A 26,389-nucleotide genomic window follows, 5' to 3' on the forward strand; every position below is an offset into this window, starting at 1 on the left:
GTCACTGCCCTCCTTTCAGGATAGGACGCGCGCCCAGTGTCACCCGCAGCGGGCGATAGCGTTCGATCAGGGAGCTGACGCCAAAGGGCATACAGCCCCCCTGCAGGCGCAGATCATCGCGGTATTCGTAGTAATGCGCCGCCAGCATCAAGACCGCCTGTGCCAGATCGCCGGGCACTGCGGCCCAGCTGCCGGCAAGCCCCGCGCGCAGCGTAATGCGGATCTGTCCGTTGCGGGGAATGGCCGGCAGGGTGGTGCCGGTTGCACATAGGCGCGGCTGATGGCTGTCCGGCTCCAGCCGGTAGTGGCTGGCGGGGATCTCTGTCTCTGCGCCCTGGGCGTCAACCGCGGTCAGGGTTGCCACGGTCTGAACCGGGGCCAGCGGCAGCACATCCACCGCCGGTGTCTGCCAGCGGCTGACCAAGAGGGCAAAATCGCGGGCCAGGATCACCTTGGCGGTGCGTGCCTCGATCGCGGTGATCGCCGCGCGCAGATAGCCCAGCAGAACCTCATCCTGCAGCCCGCTTTCGTCAAACCCTGTCCCCAGCCGCAGATGCGCCTTGAACGCCTCTTTGGGCAGCACCTCCTCCGGGATGGGTGTCAGTTCACTCAACATCATCTTCACACTCCAAACGGTTGTCAGGTTTCGGTTTTCAGAAAAAAAGCGGGGGATGGATGCGCGCGCTGAACCAGCGACGGACGAAGGAGGAGCAGCAAGACCACCAGCCCAGATCGCGCGCATCCGGTGGCGGGGTCGTGCCCCGCCATCAGGCTGCGCGTCAGCTCAGCCCGAATTTCAGCAGCTTGATCGCGGCAAAGTCGCTGACGTCACCGCCCACCCGTTTGGTGGCATAAAACAGAACATGGGGCTTGGCGCTGAAGGGATCCCGCAGCACCCGCAGGTCGGGGCGTTCGGCAATGGTGTAGCCTGCCGCAAAATCCCCGAAGGCCACTGCAAAGGCATTTGCATCGGCGTCCGGCATGTCCTCGGCAATTACCACGCGATACCCCATCAGCCGCGCAGGCTCTGCCGCGGCGAGACCATCGGACCACAGAAACCGGCCATCCGCGTCCTTCAGCTTGCGCAGGATCCCCGCGGTTTTGGAGTTCATCAAGAAGCTGGCATTGGCGCGGTACTGCGCCCCCAGCGCATAGACCAGCTCGATGATCGCATCGCCATTGCCGATGTCGCCCTCGACGCCGGTGGTCGTGTAGCCGATGTTGCCCCAGCTCCAGCTGTTGTTGGCGATGGTCGGGTGCCACAGAATGCCGGTCGGTTTGTCGTTGCCGTCGCCGTTGATAAAGGCGGCCGCCTCCGCGCGGGAGAATTTGTCGGCGATCCGACCCGCCAGCCAGCCCTCAATGTCAAAGGCGCTGTCATCCAGCAGTCGCTGGGACGCCTTGGGCAGCGCCGACAGCTCATGTAGCGGAATGGTCACCCGGTCGATGACCGGCGTTGCGGTTTCGGCCACGGGGCCGGTTTCATTGGCCCAGCCATGACCGATATCGCCATGGTCGATCAGCACGTCATAAGAGGTCGCCTCAACCGTCACCACCGACGCAACGGCGCGGATGGAGGCGGTGCTGCTGAGCACGGATTTCACCGTCTCGGCTGTCTGCGGGTCGACCAGATAGCCGCCATCGCCGTTGACGGTTGTGCTCATGGCTTTGGCATCCAGGTCAAGCCCGCGCAGATCGCCATCATCGCCAGAGCGCAGATAGGCATCAAAGGCCTTTTGATGCGGCGCGGCGGCCATTTCGGAACTGGCAAGCGGTGGACGCTGCGGGGTATGGGATTTGCGATCCAGCATGGTCATTCGGTCCTCTGTCTGTTTCAAACGGGCTGCAACATCACCTTTGAAGCCGTTGAATTCCTGAATGAATTCACCCACCGCCTGTTTCACCTCCTGAAGGGGTGGCAGGCTGGCTTCGGGCGACTGCGGTGTTGGGGGATGGTGGGTCATCGCGATGGTCCTTTGCGGTTTCAGGGCAGCATGGGGATCTGATTGCGCCAGATCCGAAGGGGCTTGTGAGCGCGCTCAGCCCGGTTGGGGCCGTGTGGTGCCAGTGCAGGCGCCACGAAGCAGCTCGCAGATTTCAAGCCACAGCCGGGTTTCGCGCGGGTCCGGCTCCGTGGTCTGTCGCGCGGCCTTTTGCTGGGTGTCCGTGCGGTTCAGCCGGGCAGATGACAGCATCGGAAAGGTGACCAGCGAGACCTCCCAAAGGTCCACCTCGCACAGTTCGCGCCCGCCGCCAGGCCGCGGGCTGGATTTGCGGGTGCGATAGCCGATCGACAGCCCGTCCAATGCGCCCGCCGCGATCAGGGCCGCCGCCTCTGCGCCCTTGTGGGTGCGCGTCAGGATGCGGCCTTTCACATGCAGACCACGGCTGTCTTCGGTGATCTCGTCCCACACGCCAATCGGTTGGGCCGGATCATGTTGCCACAGCATCTTGACCGAAGAGCCAAGCGCGGCGCGATCCTTGAGAGAGGCGGCATAGGCCCCCGGGCGCACCACATCACCGCCTTGATCGGGACGACCAAACAGGCTGGCATAGCCCGTGATTTCCACCGTGTCATCCGCCGCCTCTGCAATCCTGAGATCGCTGCCGAAGCGTGCGAATTTATGTTCCAAATGCGGACAGAACTGCATCACCTTCTCCTGTTATCTCATTGAAACCATGTGCATTACTGCACTGCCAAAAAGGACTGAAACGCCTGGGCAAGGATCACTGCGGCAACGCCATAGACCGTCAGCCAAAGCCGCCGCTCCATCCGCTCCAGCATCATTTCCAGCTGTTCCTGGCGCCGCGTCATGGCCTGCTGCTGCACCTCTGCAATCCGTTCATGGGCGCTGAGGCGCAGACCGGGGGCGCATTCGAATGGCGGCGGGCTGAGGTCAGTCATCACCTGCACCCTCCGCTATGGGAGGCAGGCCCAGCAGGCTGCGTTTTTCGGCGGCGGTCAGGAAATCGGCGCTGCTGACGCGGCGCCACTGGGCCTCGCGTTCGGCGGCAAGTGCAGGCACCTGATCAAGATCGGGTCGCAGCCGCAGCGCAGCGTCCCCACCCCGCGACAACCAGTCCGACAGCGCCGCCGTCACCCGCGCCACAAGGGGCAGAACCGTCAGGCGATAAAAGGCGCGGTTGGCCTCCTGATAGTTGGCATAGGTCGCATCCCCCGGCAGCCCCATCAGCATGGGCGGCACCCCAAAGGCCAACGCGATCTCGCGGGCGGCGGCCTCTTTGGTCTGTTGAAATTCCATGTCCGACGGGGAAAAGCCCATCGGCTTCCAGTCCAGCCCGCCCTCAAGAACCATCGGGCGACCGGCGTTGCGTGCGCCCTGATAGTTGGCCTCGATCTCTTCGCTCAGGCGGCGGAACTGATCCTCTGCCATCAGGCCCTGGCCGTCACCACCGCTCCACACCAACGCGCCCGAAGGACGCGCTGCATTATCGAGGAGCGCCTTTGACCAGCGCGACGCCGACGTATGCACATCCACCGCCATCGCCGCAGCCTGCATCGCTGAAAACCCGTAGTGGTCATCCTGAGGGTGAAAGCTGCGCAGATGGCAAATGGGCGCGCTGGCAGAGCGCACATCATAGCGGTGCCTGCGACCCGAAACCTCGTAGTCATAGGCCACCGGCCAGCCATCGGCACCGGGCACCACGCTCATCCGGTCGGGGCGCAGGATATGCAGCTCAGTCGGCAGTGCGGACTGCGCCATGTCCTGACTGCCCGCGCCTTCGATGTAGGCATTGCCGCTCAGCAGCAGATGGCCAAACAGCGCTTCCAGAAATTCGGCCCGGCCCTGCCCGCAGTTGGGGCGGTCCAACAGGGCCAGGATCGGGTGGCTGTCATAGCGGCGATTGTCATCCTGCAGAACCAGCGGCAGGGCGGCGGCGGCCTCGGCGATCATCTTGACCGCGCGGTAGCCGACGGGATTGGCAGCAAAGCCATTACGAGTGAGCGCCCCTGCGTCCCGTGGGCTCCACCCCGGAGCAGATGCACCGTGCCAGCCGATCACACGCGCGGGGGCGGCTGTCTTCGTTTCAACGGGCTTGGGTTTGCGCCGCAGGACGTCAAAGACCATGGTCCATTCCTTTTGCCGGGCGGGCTGTCCGGGGCGTCTGATCGCCGGAGAGCCGGTTGCGTCTTGAGTGAGACCTTTATGCCGCGCAGATTTGAATGAAATTTGAGCGATGCGTTCGCACCCCATGCAACACCCGGCCCAAACCGTTGATAAAACGCATGAAACGCCCGTTGCATGGCGGGCGTTTCAAGGCGTGGTTCCGGGGCAGGCTCAGGTCCAGAGGTGCAGGCACAGGGCCAGAGGGTCAGGGACGGGTCGCTATCAGATCATCCGAACTCGTGGCATCCGGTGCTGTGCGGCCGGGGTCAGCAGCAGTTCGTCCACCGCCCAGACCAGCGCGTCCAGCCGGTCCGGGGAGCCCTGCCCGAGATAGCCACGCGGGGTCATCTGACACATCTGATCCTCCAGCGCGCCAAGCCCCGGCAGATGGCGGACCCGCCCCTGTTCATAGAGGGCGGCCACCGGCTCTGCGCGGGCGCCCTTGCTGCGCGCGGCGTGACGTGGGCGGAATGGGACCAGCGGATCAATCTGGCGCAGCAGGCTTTCCACCAGCGCCCCGCCCTGATTGACCTCCGCCACCACCCGATCCGCATCAAAGCGATGGGCGGCATCCACCACGGCCTGTGCCCAGACCAATGGCCGCGCCCCCTGCACCGTGCAATCAGCAAGCACATAGGCCCGCCAGTCCTGTGGCGGCCCCTGCAGCACGGCCCCCACAACGAGAATGCCGCAGGCGTCAGAGGATTTGCCAGCGCTCACCGCCGGGTCAACCGCCACAACCACACGGTCCAGCGGCGGGGCGCTGCGCACCTGCGCGCCCACCAGACCGGCGTTGCACCACAATGCGCCCTCTACATCCTGCAAAAGGACCCCATCCAGTTCCTGCCGCCCCAGACGTGAGCCCGCGTAGCGGTTGCGCACCTCTTCGATGAAGGAGGTGGCGAGGTTGGCGCGATTGGCCTCTGTTGCGGCATGGGTCTGCACGGTGGACGGGCTCGCCAGCAGATCCCGCAGCACAGACACGTTGCGCGGCGTGGTGGTGACACAGACGCGCGGATCCGTGCCCAGTCGCAACGCAAACTGCAGCATGTCCCAACTGTCCTGCCCGCGCTTCCATTTCGCCAGTTCATCCGCCCAGGCAGCGTCAAACTGCGGGCCGCGCAGGGCCTCCGGGTCGTGGGCGGAAAAGGCCTGCGCGGTGGCACCATTGGGCCAGATCAGCCGCCGCTCCGTCGCTTTCCATTGGGGACGGCGATCTGGTGGGGTACAGGCGAGAATGCCACTGTCGCCCTGCACCATGACATCGCGCACCTGATCGTAGGTTTCCCCAAGCAAGGCGATACGCCGGGCGCGGCCTGCGGACAGGGGTGTTGACCCTTCGGCCAGCGCACGCACCCATTCGGCGCCTGCGCGTGTCTTTCCTGCGCCGCGTCCACCAAGGATGACCCAGCTGCGCCAGTCTCCTTTCGGGGCGCGTTGATGCGGCAGGGACCACAGATCAAAGACATAAGGCATCGCGGCAAGATCATGGTCGCTCAGCCCGTTCAGAAAGGCCTGCTGCGCCGAGACTGGCGCCGAGGCGAGACAGGCGGCTTTCGATTTCATCGCGGGCGGCATCAAGGTCGAGACCGGCAGCGGCCTGGTGGTCGTGGCTTTGTTCGACAAGGGTCTTCTCCACTTTCTGACTGTCACGGATCAGGCTTTCCAGCTTGGCAATGCGCGGCGTGCTGAGCGCCTCTTCTTCGCTGTCACATTGCAACCGGTAGAGCATCGCTTCGGCCTCCTGACGGAGCCGTTCGATGGAATCATGGAGCGACATCAACAGGCCGGAGGTCTTGGCCAGCCGGTGCTCCGGGCGCATGCTGGGCGCCCCAGAGCGATGGGCCGGGGCCGCACTGCGCGACGGGGGCCTATGGCCGCTGTTGGAGTGGTAGGTTGTCATCTGTCGGGGCCTCTTTGGTTGGGGGCCTCCGTCCGGATCTGCTGCCCTATCAGACTGTCATGGCCCGGCAGATCCGTCAAATTCAGCGACCCAGCAACAGACCGCAGAGCATTGAAACACTTAGGTTTTCCTGTCAGCCCATTGCCAAGTCGTTAACCCGACGCGCAGGCATCGCAGATAAAAAAAGGGACGCAACGGCGTCCCTTTCCAATGGTTTAACGATGCACAGCGCATCAGTTGTTGTTGCGCTCGGCTTCGATCTGGCGCCATTTGGCGACATTGCGATTGTGCTCTTCCAGGGTGACGGCAAAGGCATGTCCGCCGGTCCCATCGGCCACAAAGAAGATATAGTCGCTGTCCGCCGGGTTCACCGCCGCCTGCAGGCTGGCAAGACCGGGGTTGGCAATCGGGGTGGGTGGCAATCCCTCAATCACATAGGTGTTCCAAGGGGTTGCGCGGCGCAGTTCGCTCTGACGCAGGCCGCGGCCCAGCACACCTTCACCTTTGGTGACGCCATAGATCACCGTCGGGTCCGTCTGCAGACGCATGCCGCGGTTGAGGCGGTTGGTAAAGACCGCTGCCACCTCTGGCCGTTCCTCTGCAACGCCGGTTTCCTTTTCGATGATCGAGGCAAGGATCAGCATCTCTTCGGGCGAATTGACCGCAGCCCGATCAGAGCGTGATTCCCAGGCGGCGTTGATGCGCAGGATCTGACGTTCCTGCATCTCTGCCAGAATGTCAGCGCGGTTGTCGCCGGGGGCCACTTCGTAGCTGTCAGGCGCCAAGAGCCCCTCTGCCGGGCGCTCACCGGGATCCCCTTGCAGGATATCCATCGCCTTGAGCGACTCGACCACCTGCCAGCTGGTGACACCTTCGGCCAGCGCGATCCGATACCGGGTGTCGGCCTCGGCCTTCTTTTCGTTGTAGATCGCCGGAACCTCATCAGTGCCGGGCACGAATTCGGCGCGTTCGACAAAGCTGTTGGTCGCAGGATCCAGCTCGCGCACCTCTGCCAGCACGCGGGTCACACCCACGCGATAGACGATTTCGGTGCCACAGCTGCTGGCGCCACCACGGGTGATCTGATCGGTGATCTCTGCCATCGACACGCCCGGCTGCAGCAGGTAGCTGCCGGCCTTCAACTGGCTGGTCTTGTCCGCATAACGCGCGCCAATGCGAAACATCGCATCAGAGCTGATGGCGCCCTGCTCTGCCAGATTGCGGCTGACCCGCGTCATGTTGGTGCCCGACGGCACCCGCAGGCAGATCGCGCTCTCCAGCGGGCCTTCGGAGGTGTATTGCGACTTGCCCCAGAGGATGACGCCGCCCAAAAGGAACAGCATCACCACCAGGACTGTCAGCATGTTAGAGGCGAGGCTGCGCCACATCACTTGGGCTTCCCGAAGATCACCGATGCGTTGGTGCCGCCAAAGCCAAAGGAGTTGGACAGCGCCACGTTGATTTCCCGCTCACGCTTGGCGTTGGGGGCCAGGTCAACGGCGGTTTCAACGGCCGGGTTGTCGAGGTTGATGGTGGGCGGTGCCACCTGATCGCGGATCGCCAGGATCGAGAAGATCGCCTCGATCGCGCCAGCCGCACCCAACAGGTGGCCGGTGGCGGATTTGGTCGAGGACATGGTGACCTTGCCCGCAGCGTCGCCCATCATGCGCTCTACCGCGCCCAGTTCGATGGTGTCGGCCATGGTCGATGTGCCATGCGCGTTGATATAGTCGATGTCGGCAGGCTCCAGCCCGGCGTTCTTCAGCGCGGCCCGCATGGAGCGTTCGCCACCTTCACCGTCCTCGGAGGGCGCGGTGATGTGATAGGCATCGCCCGACAGGCCATAGCCCAGCACTTCGGCATAGATCTTGGCGCCACGGGCCACCGCGTGATCGTAGTCTTCCAGAACCACGATGCCCGCACCCTCGCCCATGACAAACCCGTCACGATCCGCATCATAGGGCCGCGATGCCGCCTTGGGGTCGTCTGCCCGTTTGGTGGACAGCGCCTTGCACGCGTTAAAGCCCGCAATGCCGATCTCGCAGATGGCCGCTTCGGCGCCACCGGCAACCATGACATCCGCATCACCCGAACGGATCAGACGTGCCGCATCCCCGATCGCATGAGCGCCGGTGGAACAGGCCGTCACAACCGAATGGTTCGGCCCCTTGAAGCCATGACGGATCGACACCTGACCAGAGATCAGGTTGATCAGCGCGCCCGGAATAAAGAAGGGCGATACCCGACGGGGGCCTTTTTCCTTGATCATCACGGCCGTGTCCGCAATCGAGGACAGACCACCGATGCCAGAGCCGATCATCACGCCAGTGCGCAGCAGGCTCTCTTCGTCCTCGGGCGTCCAGCCCGCATCCTTGACCGCCATTTCCGCAGCCGCGATGCCATAAAGGATGAAGTCATCAATCTTTTTCTGGTCTTTCTTCACCACCCAGTCATCCGGGTTGAAGGTGCCTTCGGTTCCGTCGCCACGGGGCACTTCGCAGGCGTAGGTGGTGGCCACGCCGCTTTCGACCGCATCAAAATGCGTGATCGGCCCCGCGCCGGACTGCCCGTCCAGCAACCGCGACCATGTTTCTTCGACGCCGCTGGCCAGCGGTGTGACCAAGCCCAGTCCGGTAACAACTACTCGACGCATTTCTTGCCCTCCTTTGCCTCGGCAATTTGTCCCCAAATAGCTTGGATTGGCGCAAAGGTGCAAGAGCCCGCTGCCCCGGCCTGATCCTGACAGGTTTTATGCTGACCTGCGGACCCTTTAGGCTGGCATTAAGACTTGGGTGCTACCTTGCGGTTGTTTTCGCGCCTTGCCTGCGTTCAGGCACATATGACCGCAGACGGGCCGATTTGCGGCGCCAAACTCGATCGGGCGCCAGATCGCTAATGACGGAAATTGGGACGGTTCTTTGTTGATGACACATTCTTACTTCAGCGGGAAAATTCCCGGTTTGCGTGGTTCGTATCTGCGGGGGGGAGTGCGGAGGGCACACCCCTCCCCCTCGTGCACCTCATCTCTTTCACTGCAAGGGCGCTGCAGCCTGATGGCGCGGATGCGCCGGGGCGTGGCAGCCGCATTGCTCGCAGGCGCAAGCCTTGCACCACTCGCCACCACCGCAGAGGCGGCTGATTGTCAGGTGTTTGAGGATCTGATGACCCTCACCTCTGTCAGCGAGAATTATCTCGGCTACCTGCAAAGCGGCTTTGCCCCCGATACTGCCCAACAGATGGAGCGGGTGATTGCGGGCACATCCCGCCGCGAGCTGCACAATGGGCTGCGCACCGGCAACATGGGCCAGCTGACCCGTGACACGGACGGGTTGCTCGCCCAGCAGAACACCCTCTTGCAGATCGACCGCAGCCAGGGGCGCCAGGCGGCGTTGCAGACATCGCAGCGGATGAATGCCGATGGCAACCTGGCCGCCTATCGTCAGGCGCTGACCCTGACGGCCTGCTACAATGAAAACCAGCTGCAAGGCGTGACAACCGTTGTCGGCCAGCTGCCGTCTATCGGCGGCGTTCCTGCAGGCACGGCAACCGCGGGCGCGCTGGGGCTGGTGGTTCTGGCGATCCTTGCCTTCATCGCCACAGAGCGGCGCACACGTATGCTGAATGCGCGGCGCAAACGCTATACCTGTGCGCTGGAATGCACCCTGCATGACGGCGGTGTCGCAACCGAGGCTGCAATCCTCGACATCAGCCAGGAAGGCGCCAAGATCGAAGCCCACTGCAACAGCCAGGTTGGCGCCAAGATCACGCTGGAGATGCCCGACGGGGTTGACCCCGCTCGACTTGAGGGGCGGATCCTGTGGGTCAATGCCGATCATTTCGGCATCAAATTCTCGCGCATCCTGTCGCGCACCGAAGTCGAGGCGATTGCCGAAAACGAACTGTCAGAGGTGTTTGACCCCTACGCCCCGGATCCGGACCCGGCGATGATTGCCAGCGATGGTGCCGATATGGACAAGGGCGAACAGGGCGCACGCCGCCACTGACCCTGATCAGACAGCGATGGCAAGGTGAACCCGGATCCGGCGAAACGGGCACATGGATAGCGGCGGCATCTGACCGCCCTCAAGCAAAGAAAAACGGCGCCTTCCGCAGAAGACGCCGTTCGAAAATCTCTGATCGATAAATCGGATCAGGACGCTTCGCTGATGAACTTCACCGCATCGCCAAAGGTCTGGATGGTCTCTGCCGCGTCATCGGGGATCTCGATGCCGAACTCTTCTTCGAAGGCCATGACCAGCTCAACGGTGTCCAGGCTGTCTGCGCCCAGGTCGTCGATGAACGACGCGTTTTCGGTCACTTTGTCTTCTTCAACACCCAGGTGTTCCACAACGATCTTTTTTACGCGGTCTGCGACGTCGCTCATGTCAATTCCTCATCATTTCAGGGCATGTGCCCGGTTCTGCCCTTGCCCGCTCGGGGCGGCTTGGTTGTGCCCGAAGCGGGCGGTTGTGTCCCGCACTGCGGGAATGCCAAGGCACCCCAGAACAGAGGGACCGCTGGCAAAGATGCGCCGCCTATAACACAGACGAACGCTGAGGCAAACGATTTCGCAGCATCAGTGCCGCGCGACCACCTCGAACCTGCCCTAGCGGAAATCGCCGCAGCAGAGTGGGCATTTGGCCATCCCGGACGCGAACTGCAAGTCCCGGCTGCCTGTTTTTTGCGCCACGGTGCGGAGGATGGCAGATTTTTGCACAAACTCAAGAGCTTCGCCGCAACTTGGGGCAAGCCCCTACAGGCCAGCCTATCAGAAAACCACCCTGTCACCCGACGGAACCCCCGTTGTTTTGCGTTCCCGCCCTGCATCAGATTGCGGCGCGGGTCGGGGTGAGAGGCCACGGCAGACACCTCAGGACCTCCCCTGACATATCCGCCTTGCAGGGCTTGCACGGCGCAGCCCGCCAGAGAATCTGGCCCCGTCGCCCGTTTGTGTTTTCGCTGTCTGTGCCCGCCTGTGCGTGCCCTCCTGTCTGCGGCCACCTGTCTGCGCCCATCTGTGCGGGCGCGCTTGCTGCGGGCCATGAAAAAAACCGCAACCAGCCATCTGGTTGCGGGCAAATTCCAAGGCAAGCGCGGTGCACCATCACCGCAGCCGCCCAAGACAGGCAAAAGCCTCAGAGCATCGCCATGCCGCCGTTCACGTGCAGCGTGGTGCCGGTCACATACCCGGCCTCTGCGCTTGCAAGATACAGCACGGCAGAGGCGATTTCCTCGGGCGAACCCATACGACCCGCCGGGATCTGGGTCAGGATCCCATCTTTCTGGGCATCGTTCAGCTTGTCGGTCATGGCTGTCGCGATAAAGCCCGGTGCAACGGCATTTACGGTGATGCCACGGTTTGCAACCTCATAGGCCAGCGATTTGGACATGCCGACCATGCCTGCCTTGGCCGCCGCATAGTTGCCCTGACCGGGGTTGCCGGTTGCGCCCACGATGGACGAGATGTTGATGATACGGCCCCAGCGCGCCTTCATCATGCCGCGCAGAACGCCACGGCACAGCCGCATGGTGGAGGTGAGATTGATGTCGAGAACGCTGTTCCACTCGTCATCCTTCATCCGCATGAACAGGTTGTCGCGGGTGATGCCTGCGTTGTTGACCAGGATATCGACAGAGCCCATTGCCTCTGCTGCCTGTTTCGGCAGCGCCTCGACGGCATCCGCATCCGAAAGGTTGCAAGGCAGCACATGCGCACGCTCGCCCAGTTCTGCCGCCAGCTCCTGCAGCGGTGCCTCACGCGTACCGGAGAGCGCAACAGTTGCGCCTGCGGCATGAAGGGCGCGGGCGATCTCGCCACCGATACCACCCGAAGCGCCCGTGATCAGCGCGGTCTTTCCTGTCAGATCAAACATTGTCTTGTCCTTTATGTTCTGCATCGGACCGCGGCCCAGGGCGCGATCCGCAGGTGTTTGTTTGGCCGTGCCTTACTCGGCCGAGGTGGCGGCGGCGACATCCTCGGGGGTGCCAACCTGGCGGCAGGTCAGGCTGCGGTCGATCTTGCGGATCATACCAGACAGCGCCTTGCCCGCGCCGATTTCCCAGAATTCGCTCACGCCCTTGGCGGCCATGGTCTGCACGCTTTCACGCCAGCGCACGGAGCCCGTCACCTGTTCCACCAGCAGCTGGCGGATTTCGGCAGGGTCGCTCACCGCATCGGCGCGCACATTGGCGATCAGCGGCACGGCAGGGGATTTGATGTCGACACCGGCCAGCGCCTCGGCCATCACATCAGCAGCAGGCTGCATCAGCGCACAGTGAAACGGTGCCGAGACAGGCAGCATGACCGCGCGTTTGGCCCCCTTGGCCTTTGCGATCTCGGCCGCGCGTTCCACCGCAGCCTTGGCCCCTGAGACCACAACCTGGGTCGGGTCATTGTCATTGGCGGCCTGACAGACCTCACCCTGTGCGGCCTCTTCTGCAACGGCGCGCACCGCTTCCAGATCAAGACCAAGGATCGCCGCCATCGCGCCCTCGCCCACCGGCACGGCGCTTTGCATGGCCTGACCACGGGTGCGCAGCAGGCGCGCAGTGTCGGCAACAGAAATCGCACCAGCCGCCGCCAGAGCCGAATATTCGCCCAGCGAGTGACCCGCGACATAGCCTGCCTTGTCGATAGAGACGCCCTCGGCCTCCAGCGCGCGCATCGCGGCCAGCGAGGTGGCCATCAGCGCCGGTTGCGCGTTCTGTGTCAGGGTCAGGGTTTCGATATCCCCTTCCCAGATCAGCTGGCTCAGCGCCTCGCCCAATGCGGTGTCCACCTCGTCAAAGACGGCTTTGGCCGCCGGATAGGCCTCTGCGAGAGCCTTACCCATCCCGATGGTCTGCGCGCCCTGGCCGGGAAACACGAATGCAATTGTCATCTGAGACCTCTTCTGTCTGCACATATGCGTTGCTAGGGGTTTAGACGCAGGTGACGCTGCGTACAAGCAAAGGCTTGCGCCTGTGCACCAGCTCTGTGCGCTGAGGGACAGAGTTCGCGGTTGTGTGACATCAGCGCACAGATAGGATGTGACATGTCTCTCTCAGATAAAAGGTGTGCGAACCGTGCCCCGACATAACTCCTCACTCTATTATGGTAGCGTCGCCAAGACCTTTCACTGGCTGACCGCCCTGTTGATGTTTGCGGTCTTTCCGCTGGGCTATTTTGCCAACGATCTGGCGCATCAGATCACCGGGCCGGAGTTCAACGGCGATCAGGCGGTGATTTCACGGGCTGTTTTGCTGTTCTCGCTGCACAAGACGCTGGGGCTGGCGTTGTTTGCCACCGCGCTGCTGCGCATCCTCTGGGCGCTGCGCCAGCCAAAACCTGCGCCCCTGCACCCGGACCGCAAGGCAGAGGTGCTGGCGGCTGAGGTGGTGCATTGGCTTCTTTATGGGTCGCTCGTGCTTGCGCCGCTGAGCGGCTGGATCCACCACGCCGCCACAACGGGCTATGCACCGATCTGGTGGCCCTTTGGGCAGGATCTGCTGTTTGTGCCGAAATCTCAGGCCGTTGCGGATGTGTTTGGCGGGCTGCACTGGCTGTTCGTCTGGACCCTTGCGGCTGCGCTGGGGCTGCATATTGCCGGGGCTTTGAAACATCAGGTGATCGACAAGGACGCCACCCTGGCCCGAATGCTGCCAGGAAAGGCCCCGACCGTCGATGCCGCCTCGATCGGGGCAGACCACAGCAAGGCCCCCGCCTTTGTCGCGCTTGCGATCTGGGTTCTGGTGCTGGCAGGCGGTGGCGCCTTTGGTGTCTACTCCAAGGCGCCGCACGGGGCGGCGGTGGCGGCGGGGTCTGCACCCGCTGACACAGCACCGGCCCCTACCGCGCCTGCCGGATCTGCGACGACCGGAAACTGGACTGTTCAGGACGGCACGCTTGCCATTTCCATCACCCAGATGGGCAGCGCCGTAAGCGGCGAGTTCAGCCAGTGGCAGGCAGACATCCGCTTTGACGAGCCCGCGACGCCGGGGCCTGCGGGCCGTGTCGAGGTGGAGATCGCGATTGCCTCCCTGTCGCTTGGCACCGTGACCGATCAGGCAATGGGGCCGGACTATTTCGACAGCGCCACCTACCCCACAGCTGTGTTTGCCGCCGACATCGAGAAACTCTCCGAGGGTTATGTGGCCAACGGCACGCTGCGCATTCGCGACCAGGAGGTGCCGCTGAGCCTGCCCTTCACGCTGGAGCTTTCAGGCGATACCGCCGTCATGTCGGGCACGGCAGAGGTCAACCGGCTTGATTTCAACATCGGTCAGGGCGTTCAGGACGAGGGATCGCTGGCCTATGCGGTGCAGATCTCCGTCGATCTGACAGCGACCCGCAGCGAATAACTCAGGGCACAGATCCCGCTTTATGGACCCGGCGCAATGCGCCGGGTCTTTTGCGTTCAAAGGCACGCCGCGCCCGGACCTCAGCGCCCCCCCCAGAACCCCGCCCTCAGCCCCCAGCGAGGGTTTTCCCTCCTCTCATTTGAACGATTGCAGGAGGGCGATTTTCTTCTCTGCCATCCGGCAGCGCGGCGATGTTTCAACATCTTGGGTGCGATCTGATACAGGCCGTACTGGTACAGGCCACACTGATACAGGGCCACACTGATAGAGCCCGCACGGATAAAGGCGGAACTGTTTCAGGGAGTTGGCCCAATCCAACGCCCCGTCAGCGCCGCAGCCATTTGCCTGTCCATAACTGCGCCTTCGGTATCTGCGTCTTCGGTTGCAAGGACCTGCCCCACAAAAAAACCGCCGCTTCGGTCGAAGCAGCGGTTTCTGGTTTGACGTGGCGGGCGCCTGAGCCGCACCCGCCTGCGGTTGGCGGGCTTACTCGGCTTTCATCGCCTCGATGGAGATCTTGACCTCAACCTCGTCAGAGACGAAGGGGGCGAATTTGCCCAGATCATAGTCAGACCGCAGCAGCGTGGTGGTGGCGTCAAAACCGGCCCAGGGCTTGCCTGCCATCGGGTGCTGGCCTGTCTGGTTCAGCTTGGCGTCCAGAACAACGGATTTGGTGACGCCATTGAGGGTCAGGTCGCCGGTGATCTCTGCGGTGTTTTCGCCGGTCACGTTGATGCCGGTCGAGGTGAAGGTGATCATTTCAGAATCGTCTGCGCCAAAGAAATCCTTGGACATGAAATGATCAAAGCGGCCTTCCCAACCGGTCAACATGGAGCGTGCTGGCATGGAGACGGAAACGCTGGAGGCTTCGGGGTTTTCCTGGTCAAAGGAGATTTCCCCTTCGAAACCCGAGAACATGCCATAGGTGGTGGAGAAACCGAGGTGGTTGTAGCTGAACACGATCTGGCTGTGGCTTGCATCCAGGGTGTAGGCTTCGGGGGCGGCAAATGCGGTGGTGGCGGCGGCGCCCATCAGGGCAGCGGCGAAAAGAGTATTTTTCATCATAATGGCTCCATTGGACCAGATTGCATCGGATCACAGTTGAGGGCGACGGGCCCCAAAAGGGAAGCCCACAAAAGCCAACACTATCTGTGTTAAAATGAACAACCAAAGCCATCCCGCCGCACTCGGCGTTTTCTCGCGCAGATGTGAACGCCCGGATTGGCGATGCCGCCTGTGATGCTGCCTGTGCAGGCAGCTTGTCAGATCGCAGGTCAGGCGTCTCAAAAAGTTCAGCGTTTCCGATCCGGGGCGCAGATCCCGGTGCGGATCCCAGTTTCGCCCCAAGTTTAGAACCCTGTTTCGACCCCGGTTTAAAACCTGGTGCGGATTGCCCTGCCGGAATCGACGGGTTCAACCCTGCCCGAAATCGCCCCCGCAGCGATCAATCAGCTGACGATCTGAAGCGCCCCGCTTAGTTGGTCGCGCAGGCGCATCCGGGTTTCGTTGCTGTCGATTGGCAGTTCCATCAGGGTGGAGCCATCGGCGTCCAGAACCGCGATGGAGCGTGCGCTCAGCCGCACGCCGCCGAGGCTCTGGTAGCTGCGGCGCATGACAACCCGTGGGGTTCCATCTGCCCCTTTGCGCAAAATCCGCAGTTCGCGGCGGATTGGGTCAAAGCAGGCCTCTGGCTGGGGGTCGCGGCTGTGGGTTGTGAGCAGGATCAGACCAAGAAACAGGAAAGCCACCGAAATCCCGATCCGGATCAGCGACATCTGCGGGTCGACCCCGGCGTCAGGCATCAGCCAAAGCCCGGTGGAGCCGAGCACCATCGACAACCCCAGCAAACGCAGCAGCACAGAGCGGACCTGCCAATTGGCCTGAAGTCGCAGATGCATGGGCGCGGTCCGTGCCATTTGGGCGATCCGCTGGCTGGCGCGGCCCCCAAGATTTGCCGCCGCCGCATCCGCAAGGGGGCCGACAGGCTGGCGCAGAATGTCGACCCGGCTGGCCGCATGCTTGGATGAGCGTGCCGATTTGGGCGTAGATCCCACTGGTTGGTATCCAAATTCGCTTGGTTCCAGAATGCTCATCCGCTTTCCTTTCACATGCCCGTTGCCAATGCCGGCGGCCTGACCCTGATTTGATGCCCGTCCAGTCCAGCACATGGGTCGGTCCGGTCGTATCAAGGTGGCCATTGCGCCACGCATTAATGATTTGTTAACCAACATTGACCCCGAAATTCGGGCTGAAATGAGGCAGAGTTAGGAAAAATGCAGGCCGCGTAGGGATTTGCGGCAAAGCGGCCCCGGCAGTTGCAGCAGATCAGGCAAAGGTGCCCATCCTGATCCGTGCGGATATTCATGTGGAATGGCCTGCGGGGCCGCACAGGGAAATGCCTGCACCCACAACCCTAACGTGCAATCATTAACAATATCCTACCCCTCTCTCCCCCTCTTCCCAGCCGCCGTCATATGCAGGGGCGCACAACAGGCCACGCCCAGGCCTCACCGGTGCGACCGCCCGCGGCAATCGAGCCTTGCCCTTTTGGCGCGAGCCTGTATATGGGGGCATCCTTCCGCGACACTATCGATCCGCGCAGACTCTCGTGACAGGGCAGCGGAAGGCCAAAATGCCCCGTCTATGAAATGCGCCTAGACACAAACAGGAGTTCGCATGCCACTCTATGAGCATGTCATGATTGCGCGTCAGGACCTGTCCAACTCGCAAGCAGAAGGCCTCATCGAACACTTCGGTGCTGTTCTGTCCGACAACGGCGGTAAGCTGGTCGACAGTGAGTACTGGGGCGTGAAAACCATGGCCTACAAGATCAACAAAAACCGCAAGGGTCACTACTCCTTCCTGAAAACCGATGCATCCGCAGCGGCGATCCAGGAAATGGAGCGTCTGATGCGCCTGCATGACGACGTGATGCGCGTTCTGACCATCAAGGTCGACGCACACGAAGACGGCCCCTCGGTTCAGATGCAGAAGCGCGACGAGCGCGACTCGCGTCGTGAGCGCCGCTGATCAACGCTTGAGAAAAGGACGCTAAACCATGGCAGCCAAACCGTTTTTCCGCCGTCGCAAAGTATGCCCGTTCTCGGGCGACAATGCGCCGAAAATCGACTACAAAGACACCCGTCTTCTGCAGCGCTACATCTCCGAACGCGGCAAGATCGTGCCTTCGCGCATCACCGCCGTTTCGGCCAAGAAGCAGCGTGAGCTGGCCCGTGCTATCAAGCGCGCCCGCTTCCTCGCCCTGCTGCCCTACGCCGTGAAGTAAGGAGTTAGGCACATGCAAGTTATCCTTCTGGAACGTGTGGCCAAGCTGGGCCAAATGGGCGACGTCGTTGACGTTAAGCCCGGTTACGCGCGTAACTTCCTGCTGCCGCAAGGCAAGGCGCTGACCGCGTCGCAGGGCAACATCGCCTCTTTCGAAGCCCAGAAAGCGCAGCTGGAAGCGCGCAACCTGGAGACCAAGAAAGAAGCAGAAGCTCTGGCAGAAAAGCTGGACGGTCAGCAGTTCGTCGTGATTCGCTCTGCGTCTGACGCCGGCGCTCTCTACGGTTCCGTCACCCCCCGTGACGCCGCAGAAGCCGCAACTGCTGAAGGTTTCTCCGTCGACAAGAAACAGGTTGTTCTGATCTCCCCGATCAAGGAACTGGGCCTGCACTCTGTCACTGTGAAACTGCACCCTGAAGTTGAAGTCGAAATCAAGCTGAACGTTGCACGTTCCGCCGAAGAGGCAGAACTGCAGGCGTCGGGCAAATCGATTCAAGAGCTGGCCGCCGAAGAGGAAGCCGCTGCTGAATTCGAGATCTCCGAACTGTTCGACGATATCGGCTCTGCCGCATCCGACGACGACGATGCAGCTCCGGCCGCAGGCGACGAGGAAACCAACGCCTAATCGGCTTTGGACCCTTTACGACTTTGAAAGGTCGCCCTTCGGGGCGGCCTTTCTTTTTGCGCGCTCCCGGCAGGCCGTGAAAATGCCGCTCAAATGCGGCGCAGTTTTTCCCCCAGCCGGTAACCTCGCCTTTCCTCCTCTTGCGCAGTCTGGGTTGCGGTTCGCTAACGGGCCGGAGTGTGAAACCTGTGGGGGGTCTTCATGGAAGACAGATTGATGAGAGAAGAGCGCGCGCTGCGGCGGCGCCTGTTGCTGCGCATGTTGCGGGGGTTCAGCTTTGAAAATCCGCGTTTCAGGGGGGAACCGATCAATGAACTGGTCCCGCCCGAACTGATCACCAGAGAGCTGCGCGAGCATTATCCGGAGCGGGTGATCTTTGCCTGACATCAGCTGCGCGGCAGGCGGGGGATATCCGCCTATGGCATGGCAAGACATTTGCTGCCCGCCTGCTGCACGCATAGGCTCTGCGCGATAGCCCGCCTTGCGGGCCCTGACAGGCATGACAGCATGATTGATCGACGAACCGCTCTGGCGATGATCCTGAGCACACCGGCCCTTTCGGCCTGCGCAGATGCCGCCAAGCGGCCTGTGGCCCGCCCCGACCAGAAAGAGCCGCCGCTGTTTCCCAACGAAACACCTGAGCTGCGCAAAAAAATCAACTATTGGGCCGACCACTACGAGGTGCCAAGAGCGCTTGTGCACCGGTTGGCGGTGCGGGAAAGCACCCATCGCCCCTGGGCCGTGAACCGGCCCTACTATGGCCTGTTGCAGATTCTTCCGGCCACCGCACGCTCTATGGGGTTTCAGGGCAAACCCAAGGATCTGCTCGATGCGGACGTCAATCTGAAATACGCGGTCAAATATCTGCGCGGCGCCTGGTTGCTGTCGGATGGCAGTTTCGACACCGCGGTCAAACATTATTCGCGGGGCTACTATTACGCCGCCAAACGCCGCGGGATGCTGCGCGAAACAGGCCTGCGCCCGTGATGACACGCCCCGGGCCCCGATGGGTCAGCCCAATCTCCAACCTCTGACGGGCCCATACCGGCCCCGGGTCCCCAGCTCCGCCAGCGCCCGCCTGCCCTGTACCTGCACAACAGGCACGGCGGGCGGGAAGTGGCCTGTCATGGTGTTAGCGCAAAACTGTCACATGCGTTGTGACGAAACCCTGCTAAGCTTTGCGCCACTGACCAAGACTTTGGAGTGAACAAATGCCAATTCAACTCGATCGCCGGTCCTTTCTGGCCGGGTCTGCGGGCCTCATTGCCCTGCATCCGTTTTCTGTTCAGGCGGCTGCCAATCAGGTGCACCTGCGACTGATGGAAACCACCGACCTGCACGTGCATGTCTTTCCTTATGACTATTATGCCGACAAACCCCGCGACACTGTTGGTCTGGCGCGGACTGCGGCACTGATCGGCGATATCCGGGCCGAGGCCACGAACTCGCTGCTTCTGGACAACGGTGATTTTCTTCAGGGCAATCCGATGGGCGACTATATCGCCTATGAGCGCGGGATGAAGGAGGGCGACAGCCACCCGGTCATCCAAGCCATGAATGCGGTTGGATATGATGCCTCTACCCTGGGCAACCATGAGTTCAACTATGGGCTCGACTTTCTGATGAAATCCCTCGCCGGTGCCGGCTTTCCGGTGGTCTGTGCCAATGTCGCAAAGAAGCTGGGCGCCAGCCCACGTGAAGACACCACCCTGTTGCCGCCCTATGTCATCCTGGAACGGGAGCTGACAGATGGGGCGGGCACCCGCCATCCGATCAAGATCGGCCTTATCGGATTTGTGCCACCACAGGTCATGAACTGGGATCGTCGCCATCTGGAAGGCAACGTTCAGGCCCGTGACATCCTAGAGACCGCGCGGGCCTATGTTCCGCAGATGAAGGAACAGGGCGCAGATATCATCATTGCCCTGTCCCATTCCGGCATTGGCAGTGCGCAGGAAAGTGACGGGATGGAGAACGCCTCTGTTCCGCTGGCATCGATTGAGGGCATCGACGCCATCATGACCGGTCATTCGCATCTGGTTTTCCCCTCCTCTGGCTATGCTGACTTTGCGGGCGTGGATGCCGAGCAGGGCACCATCCACGGCAAGCCCGCCACGATGGGCGGGTTCTGGGGCAGCCATATGGGGTTGATCGATCTGATGCTGGAACGCGATGGCGCGGGATGGCGCGTGGTCGGCCATGCCTCGCAAGCACGCCCGATCTCCAAACGCAACGAGGACCGCTCTATCACTGCGCTGGTCGAGAGCGTGCCTGCGGTTCTGGCATCTGTGCAGACCGAGCATGACGAAACACTCGCCTATGTCCGGCGCGCGGTTGGCAAGACGGATGCCCCGCTGCACAGCTATTTTGCGCTGGTCGCTGATGATCCATCTGTTCAGATCGTGTCGATCGCGCAGACCTGGTACATCGAGCAGATGCTGAAGGGCACGGAATATGAGGGCCTGCCGATCCTGTCCGCCGCCGCGCCGTTCAAGGCCGGTGGCCGCGGTGGCCCCGAATATTATACCGATGTGCCCAAGGGCGATGTGGCGATCAAGAATGTCGCGGATCTCTATCTTTATCCCAACACCGCGCGGGCGGTGAAAGTCACTGGCGCCCAGGTCAAGGATTGGCTGGAACGCTCTGCCGGGATGTTCAACCAGATCACCCCCGGTGAGGTGGATCAGGTTCTGCTCAATCCCAGCTTCCCCAGCTACAACTTTGACGTGATCGACGGCGTCACCTATGAAATCGACCTGTCGCAGCCGTCAAAGTTCGGCCCCAAGGGTGAACTGGAAAATCCGGAGGCAAACCGCATCGTCAATCTCAGCTTCAACGGGGCGCCGATTGATCCCGAGCAGAGCTTTATCATCGCCACCAATAATTACCGCGCAGGCGGCGGTGGCGCGTTTCCGGGGGCGATGGGCGACACCATCGTGTTTGAAGGCCCAGACACCAACCGCGACGTCATTGTCCGCTATATCGTGGAGAAAGGCACCATCAGCCCGCGCGCCGATGCCAACTGGCGCTTTGCTCCGTTGGAGGACACGTCGGTGCTGTTTGACACGGGCCCCAAGGCCGAAAGCTATGTCGACAGCGTGGAAAGCATCCGCATTGAACCTGCGGGTGAAGGGCCGGATGGCTTTGCACGCTATCGGATCACGCTTTAACGGTGTGTTTCTGATTTAGGGAAAATCCGAACCATCCTGCTGCCCGCCAAAATCGCAGTCGGGCAGCAGATCTAGAGTTGCACACTTTAAACATACACAACCGGTTGCGACCCCATCTAGCCTTCAAATTTTACAAAATTCGAGCGGAATGGCGCCGAGCCCTGCCCGAATTAAGCACTTGTTTGCCAAAAATCTGCCCATTTCTTGCACCATCCTTCCCTTGGATGTGTAGTGTCAGTTAACGCTGGCCCAACGGCGATCCGCAGCAAGACGGTTGACGAGTTGAAGGAGCAGTTGAGATGTCGTCAGGCAGTTTTTATGACTTTCGCAGTGCGCTTTTGGCCTTTGAATCTGGCTGGGATCGCGACCGCTATGATGCGGGCCAGATCACTGATGCACAGCTGACCCAATGGGTCGGCGGCCCGGTGAGCGACTTTTACGATGGCTACAGCAGCTGGGGCCAGCTGAGCGACAGCGAGTGGGAGGCAATGGCCTACCGCTCCATGAACAGCTACGGCTTTGTGGGCTATCAGTTCGGCGAGGCGCTGCTGATAGATCTTGGCTATTATCAGGACGACTTTTACTACCTAGGCGGTGATACGATGAACCGCTGGGACGGCAGCTGGACCGGCAAGAATGGCGTGAACAGTCTGGATGACTTCATGACCAAGGAGGTTCAGGACACCGCCATCAACGAGGCCTTTGGCTACAATCTGACCTTGCTTGACTATTTCCTCGGCCGCGAAGGCCGCAGCATCGAGGAGTTTGTCGGGCAGACCAAGACATTCACCGATGTCGATGGGTCTATGGTGCAGGTCACGCTGTCCCTGACTGGAATGCTGGCCTCGGCCCATTTGCAAGGCGCCTGGGGTCTTGCACAGCTGCTGATCGGAGATGGCGCCTCGGCGGATGAATACGGCACCTCCATCCTCAAATACATGGAGAAATTCGGCGGCTATGACAGCCCCACGATTGATGCCTTCATGACCTATTGGCAGGACCGCAAGAACGGTGGCACGGCTGAACTGGACATGGGCACAGAGCCCGAGACGCCAGACACCGGGCTGGTCCTTGTCGGGCAGACACTGGTTGGGACCAGCAGCCGCGATGATCTGGAAGGCGCTGGCGCGGATGATGTGATCCGGGGCTTGGCCGGCCATGACAAACTTTCCGGGCGCGCAGGCGATGACGAATTGCGCGGCGGCGGCGGCAAGGATCGGGTAAACGGCCAAAATGGTCACGACGAACTTGGGGGTGCCGACACATTGCGTGGCGGATATGGCAACGACACCCTGCGCGGCGGTGCGGGCAACGACAAACTGATCGGTGGCGCAGGCAACGACCGGATGATTGGCGGAGCTGGCGAAGACTGCTTCTGTTTTGGTGGAAACCACGGACGCGCCCGGATCAAGGATTTTGAACTGGGTGAAGACCAGATCAGCATCCTGAACGGAGCCAACAATATCAACCAGTTGACGTTTGAAACCGTGAACAACCACGTCGTGATGTCTTTTGAAAACACTGTCGTGACCATCGAGAATGTCACGGTCGACCAGCTCACAAGCGGCGACAACTTCCTGTTCTAGTCGCCCTGCCCCGAATAACGATCAAAGCCGCCCCCAACCGGAGGCGGCTTTTTCATGTTCTGTGATCGGGCGGGAAACACACAGTCCCCAATCAGCAAAACAAAAAAAGGGCCGCCCAAAGGCGACCCTTTCGATCTGAGCAATCGGTGATCTGCACGAGGCAGATCAGCCGGATGCTTATTCGTCTTCCAGAGCTTCCACAGCTTTCTGCAGATCGTCTTTGGAGACTTCTTTTTCGCTCACTTTTGCCTGCTCGGCGATGTGGTCGACAACTTTGTCTTCAAAGATCGGTGCGCGCAACTGCTGCTGCATCTGAGCGTTCTGCTGGATGAACTCAAAGAACTGACGTTCCTGGCCCGGATACTGACGCGCTTGCTGCATGATCGCCTGGGTCATTTCGGCGTCGGTCACTTCGACCTCGGCTTTCTGGCCCAGCTCGGCCAGCAGCAGGCCCAGACGGACGCGGCGCTCTGCCAGTTTGTTGTGCTCTTCGGTCGGCTCGATCTCACCGTGGTCGTGGCCCTGCACTTCCGGGTTTTCCTCGTGCCACAGCTGGTGTGCGATCTGCTTGGCTTCTGCTTCAACCAGCGACGGCGGCAGATCGAAGGAGACCAGCGCGTCCAGTTTGTCCAGAAGGCCACGCTTCATCACGGCGCGGGCAGCACCGGCGTATTCTGCTTCCAGACGCTCGGAGATCTGCTCTTTCAGGCCGGCCAAGTCTTCTGCACCGAATTTCTGTGCCAGCTCGTCGTTGATCTCAGCCGCTTTCGGAGCTTTGACTTCCTTGACGGTGCAGGAGAAGACAGCTTCTTTGCCTGCCAGGTGCTCTGCGCCGTACTCTTCCGGGAAGGAAACGGTCACGTCTTTTTCTTCACCGGCTTTGGTGCCGACCAGCTGGTCTTCGAAACCGGGGATGAAGGAGTTGGAGCCCAGAACCAGCGGGTAGTCCTCGCCTGCGCCACCGTCGAACGCTTCGCCGTCGATCTTGCCGACGAAATCGATCACGACCTGGTCGCCATCTTCAGCAGCGGCGCCCTCTTCGCGGGCTTCGAACGAGGTTGCGGTTTCAGCCAGGTTTGCCAGCGCTTCGTCAACGGCTGCGTCGTCTGCTTTGACAACCAGCTTTTCCAGCTCAACGCCGGACAGGTCGACTTCGGGGATTTCCGGCAGTGCCTCATAGGACATTTCGACGTTGACGTCGTCGCCTTCTTTCCAGTCTTCGTTGGTCATTTTGACGTCAGGCTGCATCGCCGGGCGATCACCGGTTTCCTCGAAGTGCTTGTTCATCGCACCATCGATGGTTTCCTGCATCGCTTCGCCGATCAGACGCTGGCCAAACTGCTTTTTCAGCATAGCCATCGGCACTTTGCCTTTGCGGAAACCTTTCATTTCGATTTCCGGCTGTGCTTCGACCAGTTTCTCGTTGACCTTCTCGTCCAGCTCGGCGGCGGTAACGGTGATCGCGTAGCCGCGTTTCAGACCTTCGTTCAGCGTCTCGGTGACCTGCATCATATTCCCCATAGAGATTCGGGGCGCGCGCGCACGCACTCCCCCAGACAATTTGGGGCCTTCTATTTGCACAAACGCGGCGGCGCAAGGGGGATTGGCCGCAGGAAGGGGCGGATGGGCAGGAAGACGCGGTTTTTTGAGGGAATTGACGCAAAAAACACGCCCGCTTGGGGCGTGTTTTCGGTTTTTTGGCATTGCTGCGCTGCGGCTTGATCGGGGGTGTTCAGACCCCGACCAGCCCCGCAGGATCAGAATTTCCAGCGTGCCCCTGCAAAGATGGACGACCCATCAAGGTAGGTGGTGGTGGTATCCGCATAAGAGTAGTCGCGGTAAGAGATATACGCCTCGACGTTTTGCTGATCGAAGTTCTGCACCGCGGTGATGCCCCAGCTATCAGAGGAATCCCCGGCGCTCACCATGTCGGACCCGTCATAGTAGTCGACCGCAACAGAGGTTGCGCCGACCGGGACGAGATTTGCCGAATAGCCCAGTTTCACATAGCCATAGTCGCCACCCGTGTCGCGATCCCCTGCCGCTGCGGCAAAGGACAGGCCGGTGGGTTCATGCAGAACCGCAAAGGAGGCCACGACATCGCGGGTTTTGGTGCCCGGACCGTTTTCATTCCAGACCACACCCAGCGCACCGCGAACCGCAAAGTCGCCCAGGTCATCATTGCCGTAACGCACAGCGATATCATAGGCTTCGCGATCGGAGTTGTCGCTCAGGATGTCCTCGCCGTAAGAGGCGGAAATGGTGAAACCACTGACCTCCGGGCTGTCATAGCGGATGCGGCCCAGACGTCCGCCATCCAGGCTCGCAAATGCGTCGCCGATGGTGACATTGGACAGAACGCCCGCGCTGGTGCGGAACCGGAAACCACCCGCTGCATCGGCAACCGAGGAGGTCTGGACAACACCCGTGCCGGACAGGTCTTCTTCTGCCAGACCGTCAGAGGCCATCGCGCCCTGACCAAAGGAGAAGGTGCCATAGCGTGCGGTTTCATACTGCAGATCGATCTTGCGGATCCGTGTGCGATCCCAGCTGATGTTCTGGGGGCGGCCGTTCTGGTCCACCCCATCAGACGAGCGCAAGCCAAGCGCGGTTTCAAAGTTGAAGCGCAGCGTGTTCTCGCCAAACGGCTGAACCAGCCAGAAGCCAATGCGGGAGTTGGACGACGCACTGTCCACCAGCGCGTCATAGCTCTCTACCCCGTCATCAAAGGATTGATAGGCAGGTTGAACTGACCGTAAAAACGGAACGTCCCGCCAGAAGCATTTTCATAAGTGGGGCCCGCAAATGCAGGTGCGCCGAGACCGGCAACAAGGGCAGTGACCCCGATTTGAGTTACAAATTTGGTGTTCATGAGGAGAAACTCCTATCGAGTTTTGGCCAGATCCCTCTCCATCCCTGAGGTTCTGACCTACAGCCGCGGCTATCACGCCAGAATCCGGGGCTGTAGACTTGAAATATGTCGCGTCCTGCCCGTTGCCAGTGTTTGCCCGAAATTTCGCCACTTCGTGTTCGTGATTTGAGGCCCCGCGCGGGCGCAGGCGCCGTTGGAGAACGCAATCGACCTGACAGACCTGCGTTTCGGCCTGAAAAACACCCCCTCAGGCCGCCAAAACCCGACTCACCCCCCGCTTGCAGACCTGCACAGCCACACAGCACCTGTGCCGCCTTGCACAGAGCCCAGCCGTGTAGGTGGCGGATCGTTGGTTGATGGGCACTTTCCCGCAATTATTCTGCAAATCTAGGCCCCAAGCGGCCGATTTCCAGCGGCTCCCGGGCCAAGCCCACGCGCCATCCACCAGTTGTTAAGGGCGATCCGCTAGAGAGAAGTT

24 protein-coding genes and 1 pseudogene are annotated in these 26,389 nt (G+C 61.4%); 9 read left to right on the plus strand and 16 right to left on the minus strand.

Translation table 11 applies throughout. From position 1 onward, the window contains the following. Nucleotide 1 precedes the first annotated feature (1 nt). From NIT7645_RS07550 to fabF, 9 genes are all read right to left on the minus strand, one after another. Nucleotides 2-619, minus strand: a complete 618-nt coding sequence (locus NIT7645_RS07550; protein WP_037302803.1) for a head-tail connector protein — start codon at nucleotides 617-619, stop codon at nucleotides 2-4. A gap of 160 nt (nucleotides 620-779) precedes the next feature. Continuing rightward, on the minus strand, nucleotides 780-1,964 hold the full coding sequence (locus tag NIT7645_RS07555) for a phage major capsid protein (protein WP_008563051.1): 1,185 nt from the start codon (nucleotides 1,962-1,964) through the stop codon (nucleotides 780-782). Nucleotides 1,965-2,039: 75 nt separating this feature from the next. Beyond that, entirely contained in the window at nucleotides 2,040-2,651 is a 612-nt protein-coding gene (locus NIT7645_RS07560) for an HK97 family phage prohead protease (protein ID WP_008563011.1), read from the minus strand. Nucleotides 2,652-2,686: 35 nt separating this feature from the next. Further along, nucleotides 2,687-2,905 carry a GTA head formation protein, RCAP_rcc01685 family gene (locus NIT7645_RS07565; protein WP_037302322.1) on the minus strand — a complete coding sequence of 73 codons (219 nt, stop codon included), beginning with the start codon at nucleotides 2,903-2,905 and terminating at the stop codon, nucleotides 2,687-2,689. Continuing rightward, on the minus strand, nucleotides 2,898-4,091 hold the full coding sequence (locus NIT7645_RS07570) for a phage portal protein (RefSeq protein ID WP_008560300.1): 1,194 nt from the start codon (nucleotides 4,089-4,091) through the stop codon (nucleotides 2,898-2,900). Before NIT7645_RS07570 ends, NIT7645_RS07565 begins: the two co-directional genes overlap by 8 nt. A 261-nt stretch (nucleotides 4,092-4,352) precedes the next feature. Continuing rightward, nucleotides 4,353-5,696 carry a DNA-packaging protein gene (locus tag NIT7645_RS07575; RefSeq protein ID WP_082204841.1) on the minus strand — a complete coding sequence of 448 codons (1,344 nt, stop codon included), beginning with the start codon at nucleotides 5,694-5,696 and terminating at the stop codon, nucleotides 4,353-4,355. After that, entirely contained in the window at nucleotides 5,617-6,033 is a 417-nt protein-coding gene (locus NIT7645_RS07580) for a recombinase (protein ID WP_242656094.1), read from the minus strand. The genes NIT7645_RS07575 and NIT7645_RS07580 overlap by 80 nt, the downstream gene beginning before the upstream one ends. A gap of 233 nt (nucleotides 6,034-6,266) precedes the next feature. Beyond that, a complete protein-coding gene (gene mltG / locus NIT7645_RS07585; protein ID WP_008563272.1) occupies nucleotides 6,267-7,421 on the minus strand; it encodes an endolytic transglycosylase MltG in 1,155 nt (384 codons plus the stop codon). After that, the gene (gene fabF, locus NIT7645_RS07590; RefSeq protein WP_008561921.1) at nucleotides 7,421-8,686 is read right to left on the minus strand and encodes a beta-ketoacyl-ACP synthase II; all 1,266 of its coding nucleotides are present in this window, start codon (nucleotides 8,684-8,686) and stop codon (nucleotides 7,421-7,423) included. Before fabF ends, mltG begins: the two co-directional genes overlap by 1 nt. A gap of 400 nt (nucleotides 8,687-9,086) precedes the next feature. On the opposite strand from fabF, the gene NIT7645_RS07595 reads away from it, so the two are divergent. Further along, on the plus strand, nucleotides 9,087-10,037 hold the full coding sequence (locus NIT7645_RS07595) for a PilZ domain-containing protein (RefSeq protein WP_008562848.1): 951 nt from the start codon (nucleotides 9,087-9,089) through the stop codon (nucleotides 10,035-10,037). 146 nt (nucleotides 10,038-10,183) lie between these two features. Here the strand turns inward: NIT7645_RS07595 and NIT7645_RS07600 are convergent, their stop codons facing one another. The 3 genes from NIT7645_RS07600 to fabD all read right to left on the minus strand — a co-directional run bounded on the left by NIT7645_RS07600 (nucleotide 10,184) and on the right by fabD (nucleotide 12,914). Continuing rightward, a complete protein-coding gene (locus NIT7645_RS07600; protein WP_005982462.1) occupies nucleotides 10,184-10,417 on the minus strand; it encodes an acyl carrier protein in 234 nt (77 codons plus the stop codon). Nucleotides 10,418-11,168: 751 nt separating this feature from the next. Continuing rightward, on the minus strand, nucleotides 11,169-11,906 hold the full coding sequence (gene fabG, locus NIT7645_RS07605) for a 3-oxoacyl-ACP reductase FabG (protein WP_008563285.1): 738 nt from the start codon (nucleotides 11,904-11,906) through the stop codon (nucleotides 11,169-11,171). Between the two features lie 72 nt (nucleotides 11,907-11,978). After that, nucleotides 11,979-12,914, minus strand: a complete 936-nt coding sequence (gene fabD / locus NIT7645_RS07610; RefSeq protein ID WP_008559669.1) for an ACP S-malonyltransferase — start codon at nucleotides 12,912-12,914, stop codon at nucleotides 11,979-11,981. Between the two features lie 184 nt (nucleotides 12,915-13,098). On the opposite strand from fabD, the gene NIT7645_RS07615 reads away from it, so the two are divergent. Next, nucleotides 13,099-14,373, plus strand: coding sequence for a cytochrome b/b6 domain-containing protein (locus NIT7645_RS07615; RefSeq protein WP_037302801.1), 1,275 nt, complete (start codon nucleotides 13,099-13,101; stop codon nucleotides 14,371-14,373). A 486-nt stretch (nucleotides 14,374-14,859) separates the two neighbouring features. On the opposite strand, the gene NIT7645_RS07620 is transcribed toward NIT7645_RS07615, so the two are convergent. Both NIT7645_RS07620 and NIT7645_RS07625 read right to left on the minus strand, forming a co-directional pair. Further along, nucleotides 14,860-15,435 carry a YceI family protein gene (locus NIT7645_RS07620; RefSeq protein ID WP_037302800.1) on the minus strand — a complete coding sequence of 192 codons (576 nt, stop codon included), beginning with the start codon at nucleotides 15,433-15,435 and terminating at the stop codon, nucleotides 14,860-14,862. A 386-nt stretch (nucleotides 15,436-15,821) separates the two neighbouring features. Beyond that, a complete protein-coding gene (locus NIT7645_RS07625) occupies nucleotides 15,822-16,466 on the minus strand; it encodes a hypothetical protein (RefSeq protein WP_008563136.1) in 645 nt (214 codons plus the stop codon). Nucleotides 16,467-17,049: 583 nt separating this feature from the next. Here NIT7645_RS07625 and rpsF point away from each other — a divergent pair. From rpsF to NIT7645_RS07660, 7 genes are all read left to right on the plus strand, one after another. Next, a complete protein-coding gene (gene rpsF / locus NIT7645_RS07630) occupies nucleotides 17,050-17,403 on the plus strand; it encodes a 30S ribosomal protein S6 (protein WP_008562342.1) in 354 nt (117 codons plus the stop codon). Between the two features lie 28 nt (nucleotides 17,404-17,431). After that, a complete protein-coding gene (gene rpsR / locus NIT7645_RS07635; protein WP_005982441.1) occupies nucleotides 17,432-17,659 on the plus strand; it encodes a 30S ribosomal protein S18 in 228 nt (75 codons plus the stop codon). Nucleotides 17,660-17,671: 12 nt separating this feature from the next. After that, the gene (gene rplI, locus NIT7645_RS07640) at nucleotides 17,672-18,283 is read left to right on the plus strand and encodes a 50S ribosomal protein L9 (protein WP_008562795.1); all 612 of its coding nucleotides are present in this window, start codon (nucleotides 17,672-17,674) and stop codon (nucleotides 18,281-18,283) included. Between the two features lie 201 nt (nucleotides 18,284-18,484). Beyond that, nucleotides 18,485-18,667: a hypothetical protein gene (locus NIT7645_RS07645; protein WP_008559953.1), complete on the plus strand. Its 183-nt coding sequence runs from the start codon at nucleotides 18,485-18,487 to the stop codon at nucleotides 18,665-18,667. Nucleotides 18,668-18,790: 123 nt separating this feature from the next. After that, on the plus strand, nucleotides 18,791-19,270 hold the full coding sequence (locus NIT7645_RS07650; protein ID WP_008559585.1) for a lytic transglycosylase domain-containing protein: 480 nt from the start codon (nucleotides 18,791-18,793) through the stop codon (nucleotides 19,268-19,270). A gap of 224 nt (nucleotides 19,271-19,494) precedes the next feature. Continuing rightward, nucleotides 19,495-21,453 (plus strand): bifunctional 2',3'-cyclic-nucleotide 2'-phosphodiesterase/3'-nucleotidase, encoded by a 1,959-nt coding sequence (locus NIT7645_RS07655; RefSeq protein WP_008560838.1) that lies wholly within the window; start codon nucleotides 19,495-19,497, stop codon nucleotides 21,451-21,453. A 299-nt stretch (nucleotides 21,454-21,752) separates the two neighbouring features. Next, on the plus strand, nucleotides 21,753-23,039 hold the full coding sequence (locus NIT7645_RS07660; protein WP_050686423.1) for a calcium-binding protein: 1,287 nt from the start codon (nucleotides 21,753-21,755) through the stop codon (nucleotides 23,037-23,039). A gap of 177 nt (nucleotides 23,040-23,216) precedes the next feature. Here the strand turns inward: NIT7645_RS07660 and tig are convergent, their stop codons facing one another. Together tig and NIT7645_RS07670 are read right to left on the minus strand one after the other, a co-directional pair. Continuing rightward, the gene (tig, locus tag NIT7645_RS07665) at nucleotides 23,217-24,548 is read right to left on the minus strand and encodes a trigger factor (protein ID WP_037302797.1); all 1,332 of its coding nucleotides are present in this window, start codon (nucleotides 24,546-24,548) and stop codon (nucleotides 23,217-23,219) included. A 248-nt stretch (nucleotides 24,549-24,796) separates the two neighbouring features. Continuing rightward, nucleotides 24,797-25,911 (minus strand): annotated as a pseudogene (locus NIT7645_RS07670) (porin). Nucleotides 25,912-26,389 lie beyond the last annotated feature (478 nt).

Source organism: Phaeobacter italicus (genome assembly GCF_001258055.1).
Lineage (GTDB): Bacteria > Pseudomonadota > Alphaproteobacteria > Rhodobacterales > Rhodobacteraceae > Phaeobacter > Phaeobacter italicus.